The 19,204-nt window shown below is 53.5% G+C and carries 15 protein-coding genes; 9 read left to right on the forward strand and 6 right to left on the reverse strand.

Annotation, left to right across the window (positions count from 1 at the left end; genetic code table 11):
* The first annotated feature begins 21 nt into the window (after positions 1 to 21).
* Positions 22 to 1,518, forward strand: coding sequence for a SulP family inorganic anion transporter (locus RAL91_RS06490; RefSeq protein WP_306260729.1), 1,497 nt, complete (start codon positions 22 to 24; stop codon positions 1,516 to 1,518).
* 12 nt (positions 1,519 to 1,530) lie between these two features.
* Positions 1,531 to 2,382 carry a universal stress protein gene (locus tag RAL91_RS06495; protein ID WP_306260731.1) on the forward strand — a complete coding sequence of 284 codons (852 nt, stop codon included), beginning with the start codon at positions 1,531 to 1,533 and terminating at the stop codon, positions 2,380 to 2,382.
* 16 nt (positions 2,383 to 2,398) lie between these two features.
* On the opposite strand, the gene RAL91_RS06500 is transcribed toward RAL91_RS06495, so the two are convergent.
* From RAL91_RS06500 to RAL91_RS06520, 5 genes are all read right to left on the reverse strand, one after another.
* On the reverse strand, positions 2,399 to 2,851 hold the full coding sequence (locus RAL91_RS06500; RefSeq protein WP_306260733.1) for a MarR family winged helix-turn-helix transcriptional regulator: 453 nt from the start codon (positions 2,849 to 2,851) through the stop codon (positions 2,399 to 2,401).
* Positions 2,848 to 3,993, reverse strand: coding sequence for a twin-arginine translocation pathway signal protein (locus tag RAL91_RS06505; protein ID WP_306260735.1), 1,146 nt, complete (start codon positions 3,991 to 3,993; stop codon positions 2,848 to 2,850). Before RAL91_RS06505 ends, RAL91_RS06500 begins: the two co-directional genes overlap by 4 nt.
* Before the next feature lie 321 nt (positions 3,994 to 4,314).
* Positions 4,315 to 5,229: a DmsC/YnfH family molybdoenzyme membrane anchor subunit gene (locus RAL91_RS06510; RefSeq protein WP_306260737.1), complete on the reverse strand. Its 915-nt coding sequence runs from the start codon at positions 5,227 to 5,229 to the stop codon at positions 4,315 to 4,317.
* 9 nt (positions 5,230 to 5,238) lie between these two features.
* Positions 5,239 to 6,054, reverse strand: a complete 816-nt coding sequence (locus RAL91_RS06515) for a 4Fe-4S dicluster domain-containing protein (RefSeq protein ID WP_306260739.1) — start codon at positions 6,052 to 6,054, stop codon at positions 5,239 to 5,241.
* Positions 6,051 to 8,879 carry a molybdopterin oxidoreductase family protein gene (locus RAL91_RS06520; RefSeq protein ID WP_371932527.1) on the reverse strand — a complete coding sequence of 943 codons (2,829 nt, stop codon included), beginning with the start codon at positions 8,877 to 8,879 and terminating at the stop codon, positions 6,051 to 6,053. The genes RAL91_RS06515 and RAL91_RS06520 overlap by 4 nt, the downstream gene beginning before the upstream one ends.
* Before the next feature lie 281 nt (positions 8,880 to 9,160).
* Here RAL91_RS06520 and RAL91_RS06525 point away from each other — a divergent pair, with 281 nt between their 5' ends.
* Positions 9,161 to 10,303, forward strand: a complete 1,143-nt coding sequence (locus RAL91_RS06525; RefSeq protein WP_306260741.1) for a glycosyltransferase family 4 protein — start codon at positions 9,161 to 9,163, stop codon at positions 10,301 to 10,303.
* Positions 10,304 to 10,315: 12 nt separating this feature from the next.
* On the opposite strand, the gene ppk2 is transcribed toward RAL91_RS06525, so the two are convergent.
* Positions 10,316 to 11,209: a polyphosphate kinase 2 gene (ppk2, locus tag RAL91_RS06530; RefSeq protein ID WP_306260743.1), complete on the reverse strand. Its 894-nt coding sequence runs from the start codon at positions 11,207 to 11,209 to the stop codon at positions 10,316 to 10,318.
* Between the two features lie 177 nt (positions 11,210 to 11,386).
* Here ppk2 and RAL91_RS06535 point away from each other — a divergent pair, with 177 nt between their 5' ends.
* The 6 genes from RAL91_RS06535 to pstB all read left to right on the forward strand — a co-directional run bounded on the left by RAL91_RS06535 (position 11,387) and on the right by pstB (position 19,195).
* Positions 11,387 to 12,787, forward strand: a complete 1,401-nt coding sequence (locus RAL91_RS06535; protein ID WP_306260744.1) for an ATP-binding protein — start codon at positions 11,387 to 11,389, stop codon at positions 12,785 to 12,787.
* Between the two features lie 180 nt (positions 12,788 to 12,967).
* On the forward strand, positions 12,968 to 14,005 hold the full coding sequence (locus RAL91_RS06540) for a PstS family phosphate ABC transporter substrate-binding protein (protein ID WP_306260746.1): 1,038 nt from the start codon (positions 12,968 to 12,970) through the stop codon (positions 14,003 to 14,005).
* A gap of 425 nt (positions 14,006 to 14,430) precedes the next feature.
* Positions 14,431 to 15,468 (forward strand): substrate-binding domain-containing protein, encoded by a 1,038-nt coding sequence (locus RAL91_RS06545; protein WP_306260748.1) that lies wholly within the window; start codon positions 14,431 to 14,433, stop codon positions 15,466 to 15,468.
* Between the two features lie 105 nt (positions 15,469 to 15,573).
* Positions 15,574 to 17,034 (forward strand): phosphate ABC transporter permease subunit PstC, encoded by a 1,461-nt coding sequence (pstC, locus tag RAL91_RS06550; RefSeq protein WP_306260750.1) that lies wholly within the window; start codon positions 15,574 to 15,576, stop codon positions 17,032 to 17,034.
* Positions 17,034 to 18,353, forward strand: a complete 1,320-nt coding sequence (pstA, locus tag RAL91_RS06555) for a phosphate ABC transporter permease PstA (protein WP_371932490.1) — start codon at positions 17,034 to 17,036, stop codon at positions 18,351 to 18,353. Before pstC ends, pstA begins: the two co-directional genes overlap by 1 nt.
* Positions 18,354 to 18,397: 44 nt before the next feature.
* Positions 18,398 to 19,195: a phosphate ABC transporter ATP-binding protein PstB gene (pstB, locus tag RAL91_RS06560; protein WP_306262819.1), complete on the forward strand. Its 798-nt coding sequence runs from the start codon at positions 18,398 to 18,400 to the stop codon at positions 19,193 to 19,195.
* Positions 19,196 to 19,204: the final 9 nt, after the last annotated feature.

Consider the following 19,204-nt stretch of genomic DNA (forward strand, 5'->3'; position numbering starts at 1 on the left):
ATCAAGGGTATTGGACTGTTTATGATCTCAATTTCAGACTATCGACAGCAATGGTTCGGCAACATTCGCGGCGATGTTCTTGCCGGAATCGTCGTCGCGCTGGCGCTGATCCCCGAAGCCATCGCTTTTTCCATCATCGCGGGTGTGGACCCGAAAGTGGGGCTTTACGCCTCCTTTTCAATTGCCGTTCTGATCGCTTTTACAGGCGGACGTCCCGGCATGATTTCGGCGGCGACTGCGGCCACCGCTGTCCTGATGATTACGCTCGTGAAGGATCACGGCCTTGAATATCTGCTGGCGGCCACCGTCCTGGCTGGCTTGATACAAATTGGTGCAGGCTTGCTCAAACTTGGGCGTTACATGCGCTATGTATCAAAGTCCGTGATGACGGGCTTTGTCAACGCTTTGGCTATCCTGATCTTCATGGCACAACTCCCGGAGTTGAACCTGGCCAACGCTGGTGTATCCTGGCTGACCTATGTTCTGGTCGCTGTGAGCCTTGCCATCATCTATCTCTTTCCGCGCATCACCACGGCGATTCCATCGCCGCTTGTGACCATTGTGGTGCTGACGGCTGCCGTCTTTTTTATGGGCTGGGATGTGCGCACTGTTGGGGATATAGGCGCATTGCCTGACACCCTGCCGATTTTCCTGATCCCGGAAGTGCCGCTGACGCTCGAGACCCTGATCATCATCTTCCCCTATTCTGTCGCTGTTGCGGTTGTGGGGCTTTTGGAAAGCCTGATGACCCAGAACATCGTGGATGACCTGACCGACACGAAATCCAACCGTAACCAGGAGTGCATCGGTCAAGGCATTGCCAATACGGCGACGGGCTTCATCGGCGGTATGGCAGGGTGCGCCATGATCGGGCAATCGATCATCAACGTGAAATCCGGTGGACGCGGGCGTTTGTCCGCATTCACGGCGGGGACCGTGCTGTTGATTCTCGTGGTTGGGCTTGGCGATCTTGTGTCACGCATCCCGATGCCTGCACTGGTCGCCATCATGATCATGGTATCGATCGGAACCTTCTCCTGGTCATCAATCAAGAATTTGCGCTTTCACCCTCGTTCGTCCTCCATCGTCATGATCGCGACCGTCGTTACGGTTGTCTATACGCACAACCTTGCCATCGGCGTGTTGGTTGGTGTGCTGTTGTCCGGCATCTTCTTTGCCAGGAAGATTGCACAACTTTTCCATGTCAATTCCAGCCTTTCTGCAGATGGTCGTGAGCGCACTTATGTGCTTGAGGGACAGCTCTTTTACGGATCAACAGAAGACTTTGTGGATGCCTTCGATTTCCGTGAGGCACCCGACCGTGTCATCATTGACGTCAGCCGCGCTCATATTTGGGATATCAGCTCGGTCCAGGCGCTGGATATGGCAATTCTGAAGTTCCGCCGGGAAGGGGCTGATGTTCAGGTCATCGGCATGAATGATGCGTCTGAGACTTTGGTCGATAAGCTTGCCATCCATGACAAGCCCGGCGCAATGGACACGTTGATGGGGCACTGAAGGAGGAACACGATGGACAAGATACTAACGTTGCTGGATGGCTCGGCTTACTCTGAGAGCGTTTGCCATCATACGGCATGGATCGCCAAAAAACTGAATGCCAGCGTTGAAGCCATGCACGTGCTTGGTCGCCGTGAAGGTGCTGTCTCCACCGATCTTTCCGGTGCCTTGCGCCTTGGTGCCCGAACGGCACTGTTGAAAGAGCTGTCATCTCTCGATGAACAGCGCGCCAAGCTTGCTCAGGCAAAAGGGCATGCCATTCTGGAAGATGCGAAAAACATCCTGGACCAGGATGGGGTTCCGCTAGTGAACCTGCGATTGCGCAAGGGAGATCTCCTGGATGCTGTCCGCGAGATCGAAGACGACATACGCGCAATCATCATCGGCAAACGGGGCGAGGGCGCGGATTTTGCCACCGGGCATCTGGGCTCTAATCTGGAACGGATTGTCCGCACGTCGAAAGTGCCGGTTTTTGTCGCCTCTCGAGAATTCAAGCCAATCTCCAAGGTTCTGGTTGCCTATGATGGCAGCGCCAGCGCCAAGGTTGCCATCAATCGTATTTCCACCAGCCTGGTTTTCAGCGATCTCGAAATCAGCGTGCTTTGTATTGACGATAGCAGTGCAAAAGCGCAGGCAACCGCCGAACAAGCGGTGGCTATTCTGCGCAGTGCCAATCTGGAAGCATCATTTCGTGTCGCTTCCGGCGAACCGGAAGCAGTTCTCGGTAAATTGGTCTCCGAAGAAAACTTCAATCTGCTTGTCATGGGGGCTTACGGCCATAGCCGTATCAGGAGCCTCATCATTGGATCGACAACAACGGCGATGATTCAGACCGTGAAAATTCCCGTGCTTCTGTACCGTTGATGGCTGCAAATAGCTTTCAGGCGTCCCGATTATTATCCAGCGCTTCGCGAATGGTCTGAAGGTCCGGCAGCATCCGGGTAATCGTGTCGAGATCCACATTGCGTGACAGCAAATCGATCAACGGGTTCAGACTTTCAATGGCATCTTTGTGAAAGCTGCGACCCGCATCGGTCAGAAAAACCAGCTTGCTGCGTCCGTCTGACGGATGTGGCTGGATGGCAATCAGGTTCCGCTTCGACAGGGCCCCCAGCGTATGGGTCATTGTGCCCTTGGTGACCTGAAACGCGTCAGAAATGGAATGCGGTGTCTTGCCATCACCCAACCGCATAAGGTGGTTGAGGACGGCAAAGTGTGACACGTGAAGACCATCCGGCATCTTCCGGTTGAAAGCCGTTGTGCTGAGCTGTTGAATAATCCCGATTTCATTGAAGAACTGGAAGGTCAACTTCCGCTTTTCGTCACTGTTCAAACTGTATTCCTGATAATCTTGGCATCCAATGGCCAGCGTGGGCTTGGCGGCACCGGTGCTGCAAACCCAAGCCGCGCAAGCATCTGCACAGTGCCACCCTCTGGCGCCAACATAGCATGGGTTTTTTCGTACAGTCCCGCCATTTCAGAATATTCCTGAAGGGCCTGGCTCATGGGTTGAGTGCCCAAACCTTCGGCTGTGGTTGCCAGGTTGATACGCAGCCAGTCCCGCCCTGCATGAATCTGGTCTATGCGTGTATTGCCGGGTGTCACCAGCCAGATGTGGGCCATGGCCGTATCAGCACTTTCCAGAACAGAATCCATACCCTGTGCATAGGCGCTGGAACTGGTATCCAGGGTCTGCTCACGAGTGAAAAGACCGGTCAGATGCATGCCTTCAAACAAGGGCCCGGAGAAATCGATACCGTCCGGATTGGCTTCAATCTCGGCGTGGCCAATCCGAAACAGATCGACACTTTCCTTGAATGTGTGCGGCGTCTCCACTTCTATACGCATGGCTTCATGGGTCAGCTTGCGCAATTCATCTACACGAGCCGGGTCATTGGAGCTGCCAACGCCCTCTTGAATGTTATCTTCAATACGGGCAAGCGCTGCAGAGGCAACCGGGCGCGCCATATCATAAGGCTCTTTCAAGGACCGACGATCAAAGACATGAGCAAACAGGGGATCACGCTTGACTGCTCGGTCTTTGATGAACGTCGCAATTGCAACGGGTCTTTGATCCAACTGCGTTGCGTCTTCACCGTCTGGAAACAGATCAAAGACCACATCAAATCCGTCGTCGGCAGCAGCCATCCGCAACAGCTCCAAAAAGCAGCCAAGGCCAATGGTAATCTGCCTGTTGAAGGGATCGGTATGTGGCAACAGCCGATCCGTATCGACAAATAGAACCATCTGGTCCGTGCGTGACAGATCAATCAGCCAGGGTTGCCGGTTATGCGGGTTCGGCGCCAGAATGGCATGGGACAATGCTTTTTTGCGAGGGTCGCTGTAGCTGACACCCGCATTGGCCCAAGGCTTCAATGCGTCTGTTGGTTGTCGGGTCACCGCGTAACCGGCAGCGCCGCCAGCCGCCAGAACAATACCACCACCGATCAATGCTATAAATTTTCGCCTGTTCATCACTATCTCCATTTGTTTGATATCAAACTATATAGTTTGATGTAAAACTAAATGCAAGAGGCTTTTACAGATGTGGGGTTTAAACAAGCGCATGAGATATTTGAAAATGTTTGCGCAGGCCTGTTTGGCCACTCTCGCAGACGGGCTGTCACGGACTGTTGGCGGGTCCATGGAATAGACCAAATCACAATGATGGAATCGTGTCCGCAACGCGGGGCAAGCGGCGACGTCTCATGCAACCGTTCCCGGATTTATTTCGAGAACCCACGAAGCCTGGCGCGCTGAGAGAACGCTCTGTCAGAAGGTGTTTGGAAAGGTGCGCTAGGCGCTGTCGGATCCGTAATAAACAGAGACCGCGTGTTTTGCCTCGGCAAAGAACAACCAGCGTTCTGCAAGAATACCTGTCAGATGGCTGAGAAGGGCAATTATGCCGAAAAAGACCATGCCGGTCGCACCCATAATCAGCAGCAACAGCACAGGCAGGACAAGGCCCAGGCCATAGCTGATCAGGCGCAGTTTCTGTGCGTGCTTGCGCGCCACGCGAAAACCCATTTCGCGGGTCAGGTAGTTCTCGCCCATGTGAGGACGTTCAAGCAGGCGGACTTTGCCAAGAAAACCAAGCCCCGTTGCGCTTTCCGGAGTGGAAGGACCACTTTCATTATCGAGCGCACGAAACCAGATGGTTTTTGCAATAAAGGCGGCAGCCAGGGCAATGATGGCCAGGACAATCAAAGTGGTCTGAGCATCGTTGAAGGCACTCAGCGTTGCGACTGCCAGCAGGCCACCTGATGCTGCAAACAGCATGTAACAGGTATTGGTCATTGGATTGTGCCAGGCATTCACGGTTTTCAGCGACGCGTAAATCATGCTGGTCGCGTAAACAGTAATAGCCGACATAATTGCTACGACAAATCCCAGCCAGCCGATGCTTGTATCAAACAGCACCGCAAGGCCGGTCTGTACTGTCAGTGGCACAAAGGTCAGAACAGCCAGTACGCCTTCACGCGATAGCCAGCTTGAGCGCCATTGCGAAAAGGCCCGCCATGCCCGCTGTGGATTGCCAAGATGAAGGGTAGAGGCCAAAAGCCCGCCCGCAATTGCCAGAAAGGCCAGCACATGACCGAATTTTACCGCCAGCAGAGACGGGTCTGGCTGAAACAGTCCCAAAATGGCGGCAAGGCCATAACCAAAGCCGGACAAGGTGGTGAAAATAATAACTGATAAAGCGGGGTGCATAATAGGGCCTTAGATTTTGGACAGCGCAGTGTCGATCCATTTCATGAAACCCTGCGCGCCATCTGTGGTCTCTGCTATTGCAGCAGCGGACGGCACTTCGGCGCTTGGCAGGGTCTGGCGGGCACGTGGTGGCAGATATTTGTTGACCGGTCGGGTGCCCTGTTCCGGCATCAGATCAATTCCGCCACGCTCTTCCACCATCTTGGAGACATCGGAATTCGGGTCTCCCAGATCGCCGAAATGCCGCGCATTGGCAGGGCATGTACGCACGCAGGCTGGCTGGCGGTCAATTTCCGGAATGTCTTCATTGTAAATGCGGTCAACGCACAGGGTGCATTTTTTCATGACACCTGCATCCTGATCCATTTCGCGGGCCCCATAAGGACAGGACCAGGCACACAGGCCGCAGCCAATGCACTTGTCTTCATCAACCAGCACAATACCGTCTTCGCCGCGTTTGTAGCTGGCGCCTGTCGGACACACGGTTACGCAGGGTGCGTCATCGCAATGCAGGCATGATTTGGGGAAATGAACAACACGCGCTTCTTCGGTTTGTGCAATAACTTCACCGACACCCTGACCTTTTGGCTTCTTGCCGTAGCCCGGAATCATGTCGCCCGGCGTCACTTCAAACGTATGAATACGGTTGAGCCAGGCGCCGGTGACATCCTCACCATAGGGGTCCTGATCGGACAATGCAGAGCCGTAGCCGCCAGTGTTCCATTCCTTGCAGATAACGGCGCAGGCATGACAGCCCACACAGACATCCAGATCGATGACAAGACCAAGTTTCTTGCCGGTAACTTGTGTTGGCAGGCTGGTCATGAAGAGGTCTCCTTGGTCCATTCCTCGCCGTAGCGCAGTTCATCGGGTGGATCACCCAGAACCTTCCGTGCGCCTACATCAGCAAAGCCGGGGGTGCTTTCCGGACTGGTTTGATCAACATCCCTGGTGATTGAAACGCGCAGATCATACCAGGCGGCCTGCCCGGTAATCGGATCACTATTGGCCCAGCGCAGACCGTCACCCTTTGGTGGCAGCAATTCATGTATCAGATGATTGAGCAGAAACCCTTCGGTTGCTTCAGGTGCCTTGGGCGATAGGTTCCACGCGCCTTTACGTTTACCGATGGCGTTCCATGTCCACATCGTGGAATCATTCACCGCTTCCATACGCGCAATCGGCACGCGAATGGATGAATGCCAGGACGAAACCTTTGCCCAGTCGCCATCTTTCAGGCCCTCCGCATCGCAAATGGGGCCGGGTACATACAGCACATTCTTGGTGTGAATCTGGCGCAACCATGCATTTTGCGAGCCCCAGGAATGGTACATGGCGGCTGGCCGCTGGGTGATGGCGTGATAGGGATAGGCTTCCAGATCGACACCATCTTCCTCAAAGGGCGCATACCAGACCGGCAGCGGGTCAAAGCAGGTTTTGATCCGTTCTTTCTGATGTGCTGGCGCAATGGGTTGGCGCAGGCCATCAGCGCAGAGGCGGAACTTCTGCAGTTCCTCAACATACAACTGGAACGTCACCGGTTGCGGTGCATCGAAGAAGCCCATTTCAACGGCAAAATCCTGATAGGCCTTATTGGCATGTTTGAAGAACCGCGCCTCTTCCGGCAGTTCTTTTGACCAGAAGGCACCGTTTTTGATATAGGCGTTGATCTGGTCCGGGTTGGGTGCTCCGCGCCCGACCTGATCGCCATTCTCGCCGCGGAAACCGGCCAGAGGGCCAATACCGGGTCGGCGCTGATGGTTGACGATGTAGTCGGCGTAATCCTTGTAAAGCTGTTCACCATCATCATTCACGAAGCCTGGCAGTTTCAGCTTTCCACCCAATTCTATCAGGGCAGTCTGGAAGCCGCGCACATCTCGGTCCGGCTCGACCACTGGCCAGCGAATGCTGTCATTGACGGAATCCGGTTCCGAAATCGGCCTGTCCAGGAGCGAGATACAATCATGGCGCTCCAGAAAGGTGGTGTCCGGCAGGATCAGATCGGAATAGGCCACCATTTCACTGGAATAAGCGTCGGAATAGATGATTTTCGGAATTTTGTATTCGCCCGTCTCATCCTTGTCGGTCAGCATATCAATCACTGACTTGGTGTTCATCGACGAGTTCCAGGCCATATTGGCCATGTACATGAACAACGTATCGATTTTGTACGGATCACCTGCATGGGCATTGGCAATCGCCATATGCATCATGCCATGGGCCGACATGGGGGCTTCCCATGAAAACGCCTTGTCGATACGCGTTGGCTTGCCTTCACCGTCAATCAGCAAATCTTCCGGGCCGCGTACATAGCCAAGATGCGGGCCTGCCAGTGGTTTGCCCGGATTGATGTGCTCAGGCTTGCCATGTGGTTTGGGATGCGCAGCAACGGGTTTCGGGTAGGGCGGTTTTGTTCTAAAGCCGCCGGGACAATCGATTGAGCCGATCAGCACCTGCAATACGTGCAAGGCGCGCGTGGTCTGAAAGCCGTTGGAATGGGCGGAGATGCCGCGCATGGCATGCATGGACACCGGACGGCCAATGATTTTGTCATGGCGCTCGCCCGTCATATCAGTCCAGGGCTGTTCAATGACAATCTCTTCTTCAAATGCCACCCGGGCAATTTCAGCAGCCAGATTGCGAATGGTTTCAGCCGAAATGCCGGTCTTTCCGGCAACGGCCTCTGGTGTGTAGTCAGGCACCAGATATTTCTCGGCCATCAGTTCCAGTACAGGAACTGCCGTTTTGTCAGCGCCGGTCAGGCAATCTGCCGGCAGGGTAACCGAGCCGCCCATGCGTGGCGAAACGCCCTTGGTCTTGGTGGGTTGGACTGATCCGTCTTCTGCCAGCACCAAAGGCGTGCCATTGCTGTCGCGTGCGATCAGACCGTGATCCTTGTCACCCGGTGCCTGAACCACCAGCCAGGACGCATTGGTGTAACGGTTCAAATAGTCCAGATCGATTTTGCGCATCCGGAACAGCTCATGAATCAGCGACAGGATCAGCAGCCCGTCAGTACCCGGTTTTACGCCCAGCCAATTGTCGGCAATGGAGGAGTACCCGGTGCGCACCGGATTGACAGACACAAAACGCGCCCCACGCTTTTTCAGTTTTGACAGGCCCATCTTGATGGGATTGCTGTCATGATCTTCGGCGACGCCAAACAGCAAAAACAGCTTGGTCCGGTCCCAGTCCGCCGAGCCAAATTCCCAGAAGGCGCTGCCAATGGTGTAAATGCCGCCAGCAGCCATATTGACCGAGCAGAAGCCGCCATGCGCGGCATAATTGGGTGTTCCGAAATTCTGCGCCCAGAAACTTGTCAGGGCCTGAGACTGGTCCCGGCCAGTGAAGAATGCCAGCTTTTGCGGATCATTGCGCAGCGGGCCAAGCCATTCAGCGGCCTTGTCAAGCGCTTCTTCCCAGGAGATTTCCTTGAATTCATTCGAGCCGCGCGGACCTGTCCGCAGCAAGGGTTTTTTCAGCCGGGCAGGGGACATGTGCTGCATGATGCCGGCAGATCCCTTGGCGCATAAGACACCCTTGTTGACCGGATGATCGCGGTTGCCTTCAATGTAGCGGACCTTGCCATCGCGCAGATGCACATTAATCCCGCAGCGGCACGCACACATATAACAGGTTGTCTGGCGCATATCGTCGCCAACCGGCCCATTTGTGCTAATGGTTCTATCACCAACACCACCCACCAGATGCTGTGGAGACGTCTCGCTCATGCTCATATACTTCATCCTCCGCACCCATGTGATAACTGCACACAGGCGGATTATCAATAGAAACCGTCGACTATCAAGACTATTAGTCTCAAAAATGAGCAAATGATCTTGGAAAAATGTGAGCCCAGATATGGACCTGAAGAACCTATTAACCTGTCTTATATAAGAATGACAAACCTAATCTTTTCAGTTGATGCAGAATGACGCAGCAAAACCCCCTCACAATCATACATCTCGTCCGCTCGCCAATTGGTGGAATCTTCAGACATCTTGCGGATTTGGCCGTGGCGCAAGCCGAGCAGGGCCACAGGGTTGGCATCATCTGCGATGAGGTAACGGGTGGTCCCTTCGAGGCCACTCACATCGAGCGTTTACGCCCATTGCTACCGCTTGGCGTCAGACGGCTGAGAATGCCTCGGGCGGTTGGTCCATCGGACATTGCCGCCTTTTTGCGGGTCAAAAAAGTACTCCAGTCAGTGAAGCCCGACATTGTGCATTGTCACGGCTCCAAGGGCGGCGTTTATGGCCGCTTTGCCAAAGGCCTTGGCAAGTTTGGCGGTCTGGAAAAGGGAACCGCCGTATTCTACGCCCCACATGGCGGAAGTCTGCATTATCCCAAATCCAGCAAGGAAGGCCGCATCTATTTTACCATGGAGCGGTTTCTGGAGCGTTGGACCAGCGGCCTCATCCATGTCAGTGCCTACGAGCAGCGGACCTATGTTGAAAAGGTCGGCGTGCCGAAAACAATGGCCACAGTCGTCCACAACGGCATCACCAGCGCTGAACTGGTGCATGTGGAACCTGATGAGAGCGCTCGAGATTTTCTGTTCATTGGCATGTTGCGCGATCTGAAGGGCGTTGATCTGTTCATCGATGCCATGGCGCAACTGAACCGCGAAAGCCTGACAACTGCCTGGATCGTCGGCGATGGCGCTGAAGCGGATAAGGCACGGTATCGCGACATGGTGGCGCAACGCGGCCTTGAAGACGCCGTTGCTTTCAGACCGTCAACACCTGCCCGCAAGGCGTTTGCAATGGCAAAAGCAATTGTGGTGCCTTCGCGGGCAGAATCCCTGCCATACATTGTTCTGGAGGCCGCCGGTGCCGCCATGCCCATGATCTGCACGCAGGTCGGCGGCGTTGGAGAGATTTATGGCGACCGCTCAGCAGCGCTGGTAAATCCGGATCTGCCGGACATCACCAACGCTATGCGCGTGATGAAACAAGCTGATTTCAAGTCAGCGGACACCGACTATCTGCATCAACGTGTCTCAGACGAGTTTTCCATTAAAGTCATGGAGCAACGCGTTATGGACCTCTATCGGTCTGCGCTCCAAAGCTGACCGACCGTTCAACTAATCATCAAAATCCATTGCCTCGTGCAGCCTCAGGAATTCAGGGCCCTGGCCAAGAATGAGTGGATCAATCTTGCCAATGGCATCCTTGTCCTTACCGTCATAGTCCAGATTGCTGAGCACATGACGGATTGTATTCAGGCGCGCCCTGCGTTTGTCATTTGAGCGCACAATTGTCCATGGCGTAGTAATCGTGTGAGTCGTCTTCAGCATCAAATTGCGCTTGTTCGTATAGTCACCCCATTTGTCCAGGGAAGCGATATCCATAGGCGACAGTTTCCACTGTTTCAACGGGTCATGCCGGCGGTCGTGAAACCGCTTCATCTGCATTTCACGCCCGATATTCAGCCAGAACTTGAACAGGTGAATGCCTTCATCCACAAGCATTTGCTCAAACTTTGGCGCTTCCTGCAAAAAGGTCTGGTGCTGTTCCGGTGTGCAAAAACCCATAACGGGTTCAACACCAGCGCGGTTGTACCAGGAGCGGTCAAACAGAACTGTTTCACCTTCTGTTGGCAGATGTTGAATATAGCGCTGGAAATACCATTGCCCGCTCTCCCGCTCGGTCGGTTTGGGAAGCGCTGCAATTTTGACTGAACGTGGGTTCATATAGGCGCGGATGGCATTGATGCTGCCGCCTTTGCCAGCAGCGTCCCGGCCTTCAAACACCAGCACCAGCCGCGCGCCGCTATCATTTGCCCATGCCTGAACTTTCACCAGTTCAATTTGCAAGAGCCGCAATTCTTTCTCATAGGTTTTGCGCGACAATTTTTCATCATAAGGATAATGGCCGCTCTGCATGGCCGCATCCTTGATCCGGGATGCCAGTTTTGCTTCATCAAGATCAAACTTTTCAAGAAGTGCATCGCTGGCGGATGAATTGCTTTTCGTCATAAAGGCTCCCAAACACTGTACTGTTGCCTCACGGTATCGGATTGTCGCTTCGCTCACAATCCGGCAGATTTCTGGTCAAGAGTTTCGCCGACTGTCAAAAAACTGAAATAACTTTGCCACATAAGGGTTTTCGGTCATGTTCAATGACAGATGCTAGTGAATGGAGGACCGGCCATCATGCCAGTCGACCCCGCAGTTCCGGATGCGGAAACGGAAAATATTGCGCCAATAAAGCGGTTGCTGGACCAGCGCTGGGTGTTGATTGTCTCTCTTGGAGGCGTGTTGGCCTTCTGGCTGCGCGGCGATGTGACACCGGCTGCCGGTATTCTGTTCCTTTTGGCGCTTTGGGCCGCAGCCATGGTGGAGCCTGTGACCAGTCAGCGGCGCAGGCATTTGGCTGTGCTGCAGACAGCGCGCGCAGTGGCCAGGCAGTCGATATGGCCCAACACATCCACCAAACGGGTTGTGGCGTCCCTATCGATGCCCAGCATTCTGGTGGATCGCGAAGGGATAGTGCGCTTCAGCAATTCGGCAACGAAGGAGGTGTTGGGAGACATCAAACCTGGTCAAGCCATGTCCCTGCATTTTCGACAACGTGATCTGGTGGGCGCTTTGACCCGGGTTTTGGCAAGCGATCAGCCCGAACAGCTTGAGTATATCGAGCGCTTTCCAGTTGAGCGCTGGTTCAACGTAGCCTTAAGTCCGTTGCGCTTCGATACGGAAAACAGCGGACGCATGAGCGAGCCGTCACGTTTTCTGCTGGTCCAGTTTCAGGATTTGAGTGAGCAGAAGCGCACAGAGCGCATGCGTGTTGATTTCATTGCAAACGCCAGTCACGAATTGAGAACCCCACTGGCGTCTATGTCCGGATTTGTCGAGACGTTATTGGGTCCCGCCAAGGACGACGAGGCTGCGCGCGCGCGGTTTTTGAATATTATGCGGGAACAGTCGCAGCGTATGTCGCGCCTCATTGACGATTTGTTGTCTCTCAGCCGAATTGAAATGAAAGCCCATTTGCGGCCAACTGATCCGATAGAATTGGGCGCGCTGATCGGCCATGTGAACGATACGCTGGCCCCTCTGGCACGCGAGAACAAGGTGAAACTTGATCTCGATATTTCGGCTCAGCCCGTCACGGTGTCCGGTGCTCAGGATGAGCTGGTTCAGGTGTTCAGCAACCTGGTCGAGAACGCGATCAAATATGGTGCGTCAGGCGGTCTGGTTGAGATCGTTCTGGCAGCAGGGTCGCCGGAAAATGGCCCGTCTGTCTCCATTCGTGATTACGGACCTGGAATTGCATCTGAACACGTCCCGCGCCTGACAGAACGGTTCTATCGAGCCGATGTGGAAACAAGCCGCCAGAAACAGGGTACGGGGCTTGGGCTTGCGATCGTCAAGCACATACTGAACAGGCATAGCGCTACGTTGGATATCGAAACGGAATCCGGTAAAGGGGCGATGTTCACCGTTAAATTTCCCCAAAAAATCGAGAATTCATCTATCGAAAATGGCTCAGAACTTCTTCTCGCGGGCAGCGTCAATTTAAGCTCCCAATCGGGTTCAGACCCTGAACACTGAGCCCTTAGACTATCGTTGGGTTGATGCCTAACGTTAAAGGAAGCATCCTTGAATCTGGCCTGATTACTTTTGGAAGAAGAAACCGGGCCCTCGATTCTCAAATGGGAAAGGTGCGCTTGCACCAATCGTTGGGTTCTGGAGCAGGAACCATAAACCCAGAATCTTCCCGGGAGAATTCAGGTGAAAACTGTTTCTGCGATATGTGCAATTATTGTTGGCGCATCATTTCTGGCAATTGGTGGCTCTGCGAAAGCGCGTGACCAGATTCAGATATCCGGTTCATCTACGGTCTTGCCATATGCAAACATCGTTGCGGAAGCATTCGGGAACTCATTCTATTTTCCGTCGCCCAAAGTTGGGTCAGGTGGGTCAACTGCCGGTCTGAAACAGTTCTGTGAAGGTGTTGGTGAAAACACAATTGATATTGCCAATTCGTCTCGCAGCATCAACAAGAAAGAATTGGAAGCCTGTCGGGCAACTGGCTTTAGAGACGTGCACCAAGTTAAATTCGGTTATGACGGCATAGTTTTTGCCTATAACATTTTTGCACCTTCAATGGCTTTCGAACCGGCTCATTGGTACAAGGCTCTGGCTGCGCGCATCGTTGTCGGAGGCAAGTTAGTCGACAATCCTTACATGACCTGGAATGAAGTAAACCCCAAATTCCCTGCAATGGAGATTACAGCTTACATACCTGGTAAAAAACACGGAACCCGTGAGGTTTTTGAAGAAAAAGTACTGGCCGCCGGCTGTGAAGCCACGGGTGCATTGGAGGTCATGATTGCCTCCGGCATGGACCCAATTGTTGCGGAGGGTGTTTGCATTGAGGTTCGTGAAGATGGTCGGTCAGTCGACATCGACGGCGACTACACAGAAACACTTGATCGTATTAACCTCAACAAATCCGGTATCGGAGTTTTTGGTCTCGCATTCTACAAGGACCACGCCAACAAACTTCAAGTCTCTACAATGGGTGGAATTCTGCCTTCCACACAAAGCATTTCCAGAGGTGAGTACCCTGTTTCCAGGCCTCTTTATTTTTATATAAAACAGAAAAATATTGGCGTCATTCCCGGTTTGGCTGAATATGTTGAGTTCTTTCTGTCGGAAGAGATTTCCGGTCCTTATGGTCCATTGGCAGATTACGGTCTGGTTTCCCTGCCGGAGTTCGAGCGGGAGCAGGAAATTACACAGTTCCAGAACAAAAAAACCATGTAGCTGAGTTAGACGTTCAGAGTACTGAACGGCCATGTGGCGGATAGGCTTGCCCAGTTTGGGCTGTCAATCGTCAAGCACATTCACCAATTCAACCCCCCAATTGATCCCGGACCCTGGAAAGATTGATGTTCCATCTGTTGAAAACGGATCGAACTTCGCTGCGTTGGATAAAAAATCATTTCAATGACAGTTACTTAGACTGTCATTGAAATGATACATAAACGTCATAGAAGCATCATTGCGTCTGGCTAGTTTGCATTGTGAGGGGCAGGCTTATTTCCTGTCTTTTGCGTAGCGCAAAGTGCGCTCGCTCTTTATTCGTCGCCCGTGCCTTCCTGTTTTGGGGAGGCAGTGAGCTTTAAATTGAACATTGGGTACTGCTGCAATATGGACAGTGGGCCCGGACCTTTCCAGGGAGAAGTCCATTGAAAGTTACTTCCGCAACAAGCGTGCTTGCTGTCAGCGTATCAATTTTCGCAATTGTCGGTGCAACTGAAGCACGTGATCAGGTTCAGGTTGCCGGGTCTTCAACCGTGCTTCCTTACGCCACCATCGTTTCCGAAGAGTTCGGAAATTCTTCTGAATTCCCGGCGCCAATCATAGCATCCGGCGGTTCTTCTGCCGGTCTGAAACAGTTCTGCCAGGGCGTCGGTGAAAACACCATCGACATCGCAAACGCGTCCCGAGCAATCCGCGAAAAAGAAATTGCTGCTTGTAAAGCTGCAGGCGTTGAAGGCATCCACGAAGTCAAGTTCGGTTATGACGGCATTGTATTTGCCTACGACATTGATGCACCTGCCATGGCGTTCGAGTCTGACGATTGGTACAAGGCTCTGGCCGCACAGATTGTCGTAGATGGCAAGCTCGTCGACAATCCATACACCACCTGGAATGAAGTAAACGCCAGCTTCCCAGCCTGGGAAATTGCCGCTTACATTCCCGGCGAAAAGCACGGCACCCGTGAAGTGTTCGAAGAAAAAGTGCTGGCCTCCGGGTGCGAACATGTTGGTGCTCTGGAGGTAATGATCGCCTCCGGCATGGACGAAGATGCTGCTGAAGACGCCTGTATTAAAGTCCGCACAGATGGCAAATCTGTCGATATTGATGGCGACTACACAGAAACGCTTGCGCGCATCGAATCCAACAAAACCGGTATCGGCGTGTTTGGTCTGGCATTCTACGAAAACAACACCGACAAACTGCAGGTTTCCACGATGGGCGGTATCTCGCCTTCCGTTGAAACAATCTCCAGCGGTGAATACCCTGTGTCACGTCCCCTGTTCTTCTACGTCAAACAGGCACATATCGGCGTGATCCCGGGTCTGGCGGATTATGTTGAGTTCTTCCTGTCCGAAGAGATTGCCGGTCCGTACGGTCCGTTGGCCGAATATGGTCTGGTCGCTCTTCCAGAAGAAGAACGTCAAGCTGAGCTTGCTCAGTTCGAGAACAAAGAAGCCATGTAATTGAAAGGGCGGTCAGATTAACTGGCCGCCCTTTCTTCTTGATATTCTAGGTATTTAAGGCTGCGTCTTGCCCTCAGGTGACACGCGGGAAGACGAGGGTCAGACATGACAACCGGGCTCCTTTTGAGCGTCATCATTGTTCTGATGGTCGCTGCATTCTTGTACGGCCGCACGCGCGCTGTCCAACTCGTCGCAGGCGATGTCAAGAAACTGCACTCGCGCCCAACTTATCATGGCAGCTTCGGAGCACTTTTGATCGGTTTACCGCTTGTTGTGGTGATGGTCTTCTGGATGATTGCAGAGCCGATCTACCTGAACAAGGTGGTTCAAGGTCAAATGCCTGATACGGTCAGCGCGCTGACGGACGCAAAGCGCGGGCTTATCGAAAGTCAGGTCCGCTCAATTGCTGACGGATTGACCTTGCTGGATGCTCCAGAACGTCGTCAGGTCAGCGCGGGTCTGGTGGATACACGGGCGCTTCTGGCAGAAAAGGGCGTCCCGCTGGGATCCGATGTCCAGCGCTATATGGTGATCGCAGCAGACGCATATCTGGAGCGTCAGGGCGTCAGCCGCACAGTGCGGGTCGGTGTTCTGATATTGGTGGCCCTGCTGGCCGGTTTTTATCTGTTGAGACTTTTGACACCAGAGTTGCGCGCCAGAAACCTGGTGGAACTTGCGGTCCGTATTGCGCTGATAACAGCCTCCAGCATCGCAATTCTCACAACCGTTGGCATTGTGCTGTCAATGCTGTCCGAGACCATTCGCTTTTTCAATATGGTGCCGCTGTCCAATTTCTTCCTTGGCACAGTCTGGGACCCACGCTTTGCAAATGTCGGGTCCGGAACGGAAGTTGGCCAGTATGGTCTGATCCCGCTGCTGTGGGGCACAGTTCTGATTTCCGTAATAGCGCTGCTGGTTGCAGTGCCAATCGGATTATTCGCGGCCATTTATATGGCAGAGTATGCGTCTAACCGGGTCCGGAACACAGCCAAACCGTTGCTGGAAATCCTCGCGGGTATCCCAACCATAGTTTATGGTTTCTTTGCCCTTGTAACCGTCGGGCCGTTTTTCAGGGATTTTGGTGCAACTCTGGGCCTGGATGTCTCCGCCCGAAGCGCACTGACTGCTGGCGTGGTCATGGGAATCATGATCATTCCATTCATTTCGTCCCTGTCAGATGATATCATCACCTCAGTGCCCCGCGCCATGCGCGAAGGATCTCTCGGGCTTGGCGCAACCAAGTCGGAGACTATTCGGCGGGTCGTGTTTCCGGCAGCTTTGCCCGGTATCGTCGGCGCCATTTTGCTGGCAGCGTCACGCGCCATCGGCGAAACCATGATCGTGGTTCTGGCCGCAGGGGTCGCTCCCAATCTCACGGCAAACCCCCTTGAGGCGGTCACAACCGTTACCGTGAAAATTGTCAGCCAGTTGACCGGCGACACCGAATTCACCAGTCCTCAGACCCTGGTGGCTTTTGCCCTCGGCCTGACGCTGTTCACCATGACTTTGATTTTGAACATCTACGCGCTGTATATTGTGCGCAAATATCGGGAGCAGTATGACTAATGACTGACAGCACCCAGCCTTCCCGACCGACATCAGGCCGCAAGACAATTGGCGAGGCGATGAAATCATCGCTGAAATCTCGCTATGCAGCCGAGAAACGGTTTCAGGCCTATGGCATTATCGCGATCTCGCTTGGATTGATTTTCCTCGGCCTTCTGTTTTACTCCATCATCTCACGCGGCTACACGGCATTTGAGCAAACAATTATCGACCTGCCGGTTGATCTGCCAAAGGCAGAGTTTTCCGTAAATAATCAGGTGACCGATGAAGCGATTTCCAAAGCCAATTATTCAAAAATAGTGCGCGAGGCCATCGTTAAAACCGTTGGCGCTGACCTGTCAGACAGAGGTGAAGTTCGCAAGGTTCTGGAACTCGTATCACGTGAAGCGAGCAATCAAATTCGCAATTTTGTCGCTGAAAATCCGGATGCGATTGGCTCCACACAGATCATTCCTGTCCTGGCGCGCGGTGATGTGGATTCCCTGATGAAAGGGCAGATCAGGCGCGACGTGGATGAGAGCCGACGTCAGCTGGACGATCAGCAACTTGTCTGGATTGACCAACTCGTGGACGAAGGCCGTCTGGAAAAACGGTTCAACACCTTCATCTTCACTGAAGGCCCCTCCAGCCGAGCGGAATCCTCCGGCATTGCTGTCGCTGTCATGGGCTCGGCCTTCATGATGGGGGTTGTGCTGTTGCTGGCGTTGCCAATTGGCGTTGCGGCCTCAATCTATCTGGAGGAGTTTGCCCCCAATAATCGCTGGACCGACCTGATTGAAGTCAACATCAACAATCTGGCAGCAGTCCCGTCCATTGTGTATGGGATTCTGGGTCTTGCAGTCTTCATCAATTATGCCGGTCTGCCGCGCTCCTCTGCCATCGTTGGTGGTCTGGTTCTGACATTGATGACGCTGCCGACCATCATCATTGCCACAAGAGCAGCGCTGCGTGCCGTCCCGCCTTCCATTCGCGAGGCAGCGCTTGGTGTCGGAGCGTCTAAAAACCAGGCGGTTTTCCATCATGTGCTGCCACTGGCGGCACCCGGCGTCATGACCGGGACCATCATTGGTCTGGCTCAGGCATTGGGCGAAACCGCACCCTTGCTGATGATCGGCATGGTGGCATTCGTGAATGACTTTCCAACATCCCCCTGGAGCCCGGCAACCGCTGTTCCGGTTCAGATTTTCCTATGGGCAAACTCCGCCGAACGTGCCTTTGTTGAGCGCACCTCTGCGGCAATCATCATTTTGCTGGTATTCCTAATTTGTATGAATGCCCTGGCCGTCTTCCTGCGCAGGCGCTTCGAGCAGCGCTGGTAACTCGTATGAAAGGATCTCATGACATGGACGCTTCCGCTCAGATCATGACTACCGATAATGAAAGCACCGATTTGACCTTCTCGCCGTACATCAAGATGAAGGGCGAGAAGGTCAATGTGTTTTATGGTGAGAAACAGGCACTTTTCGATGTGGATCTGGAAGTGCCTGAACATCAGGTTACGGCGCTGATCGGACCTTCCGGCTGCGGTAAATCCACATTCCTGCGCTGTCTTAACCGCATGAATGATACAATTGATATCTGCCGGGTTAAGGGCAACATCACATTGGACAAAACCGATATTTATGGCTCGTCAGTAGATGTTGTTGAATTGCGTGCCCGCGTGGGCATCGTGTTTCAAAAACCCAACCCTTTTCCCAAATCCATCTTCGAGAATGTGGCCTATGGCCCAAAAATTCATGGCCTTGCGCGCAATAAGTCAGAACTTGAGGAAATCGTTGTTGAAAGTCTGCAAAAGGCGGGCCTTTTCGAAGAGGTCAAAGACCGTCTTGATGAACCGGGAACCGGGCTGTCCGGCGGGCAGCAGCAGCGTCTTTGCATTGCGCGCGCCATTGCGGTGAGCCCTGAGGTGATCCTCATGGATGAACCCTGCTCAGCGCTTGATCCGATAGCCACAGCCAGAGTGGAAGAGCTGATTGATGAGTTGCGTCAGAATTTTACCATCGTGATTGTAACGCACTCCATGCAGCAGGCCGCGCGCGTTTCTCAGCGAACCGCTTTTTTCCATCTTGGCACGCTGGTGGAAGAAGGCGTAACCGACGATATTTTTACCAATCCGACGGACAAACGGACCCAGGATTACATTACCGGCCGGTTCGGTTAGCGTCGAACC

Source organism: Pararhizobium sp. IMCC21322 (assembly GCF_030758295.1).
Classification (GTDB): Bacteria; Pseudomonadota; Alphaproteobacteria; order Rhizobiales.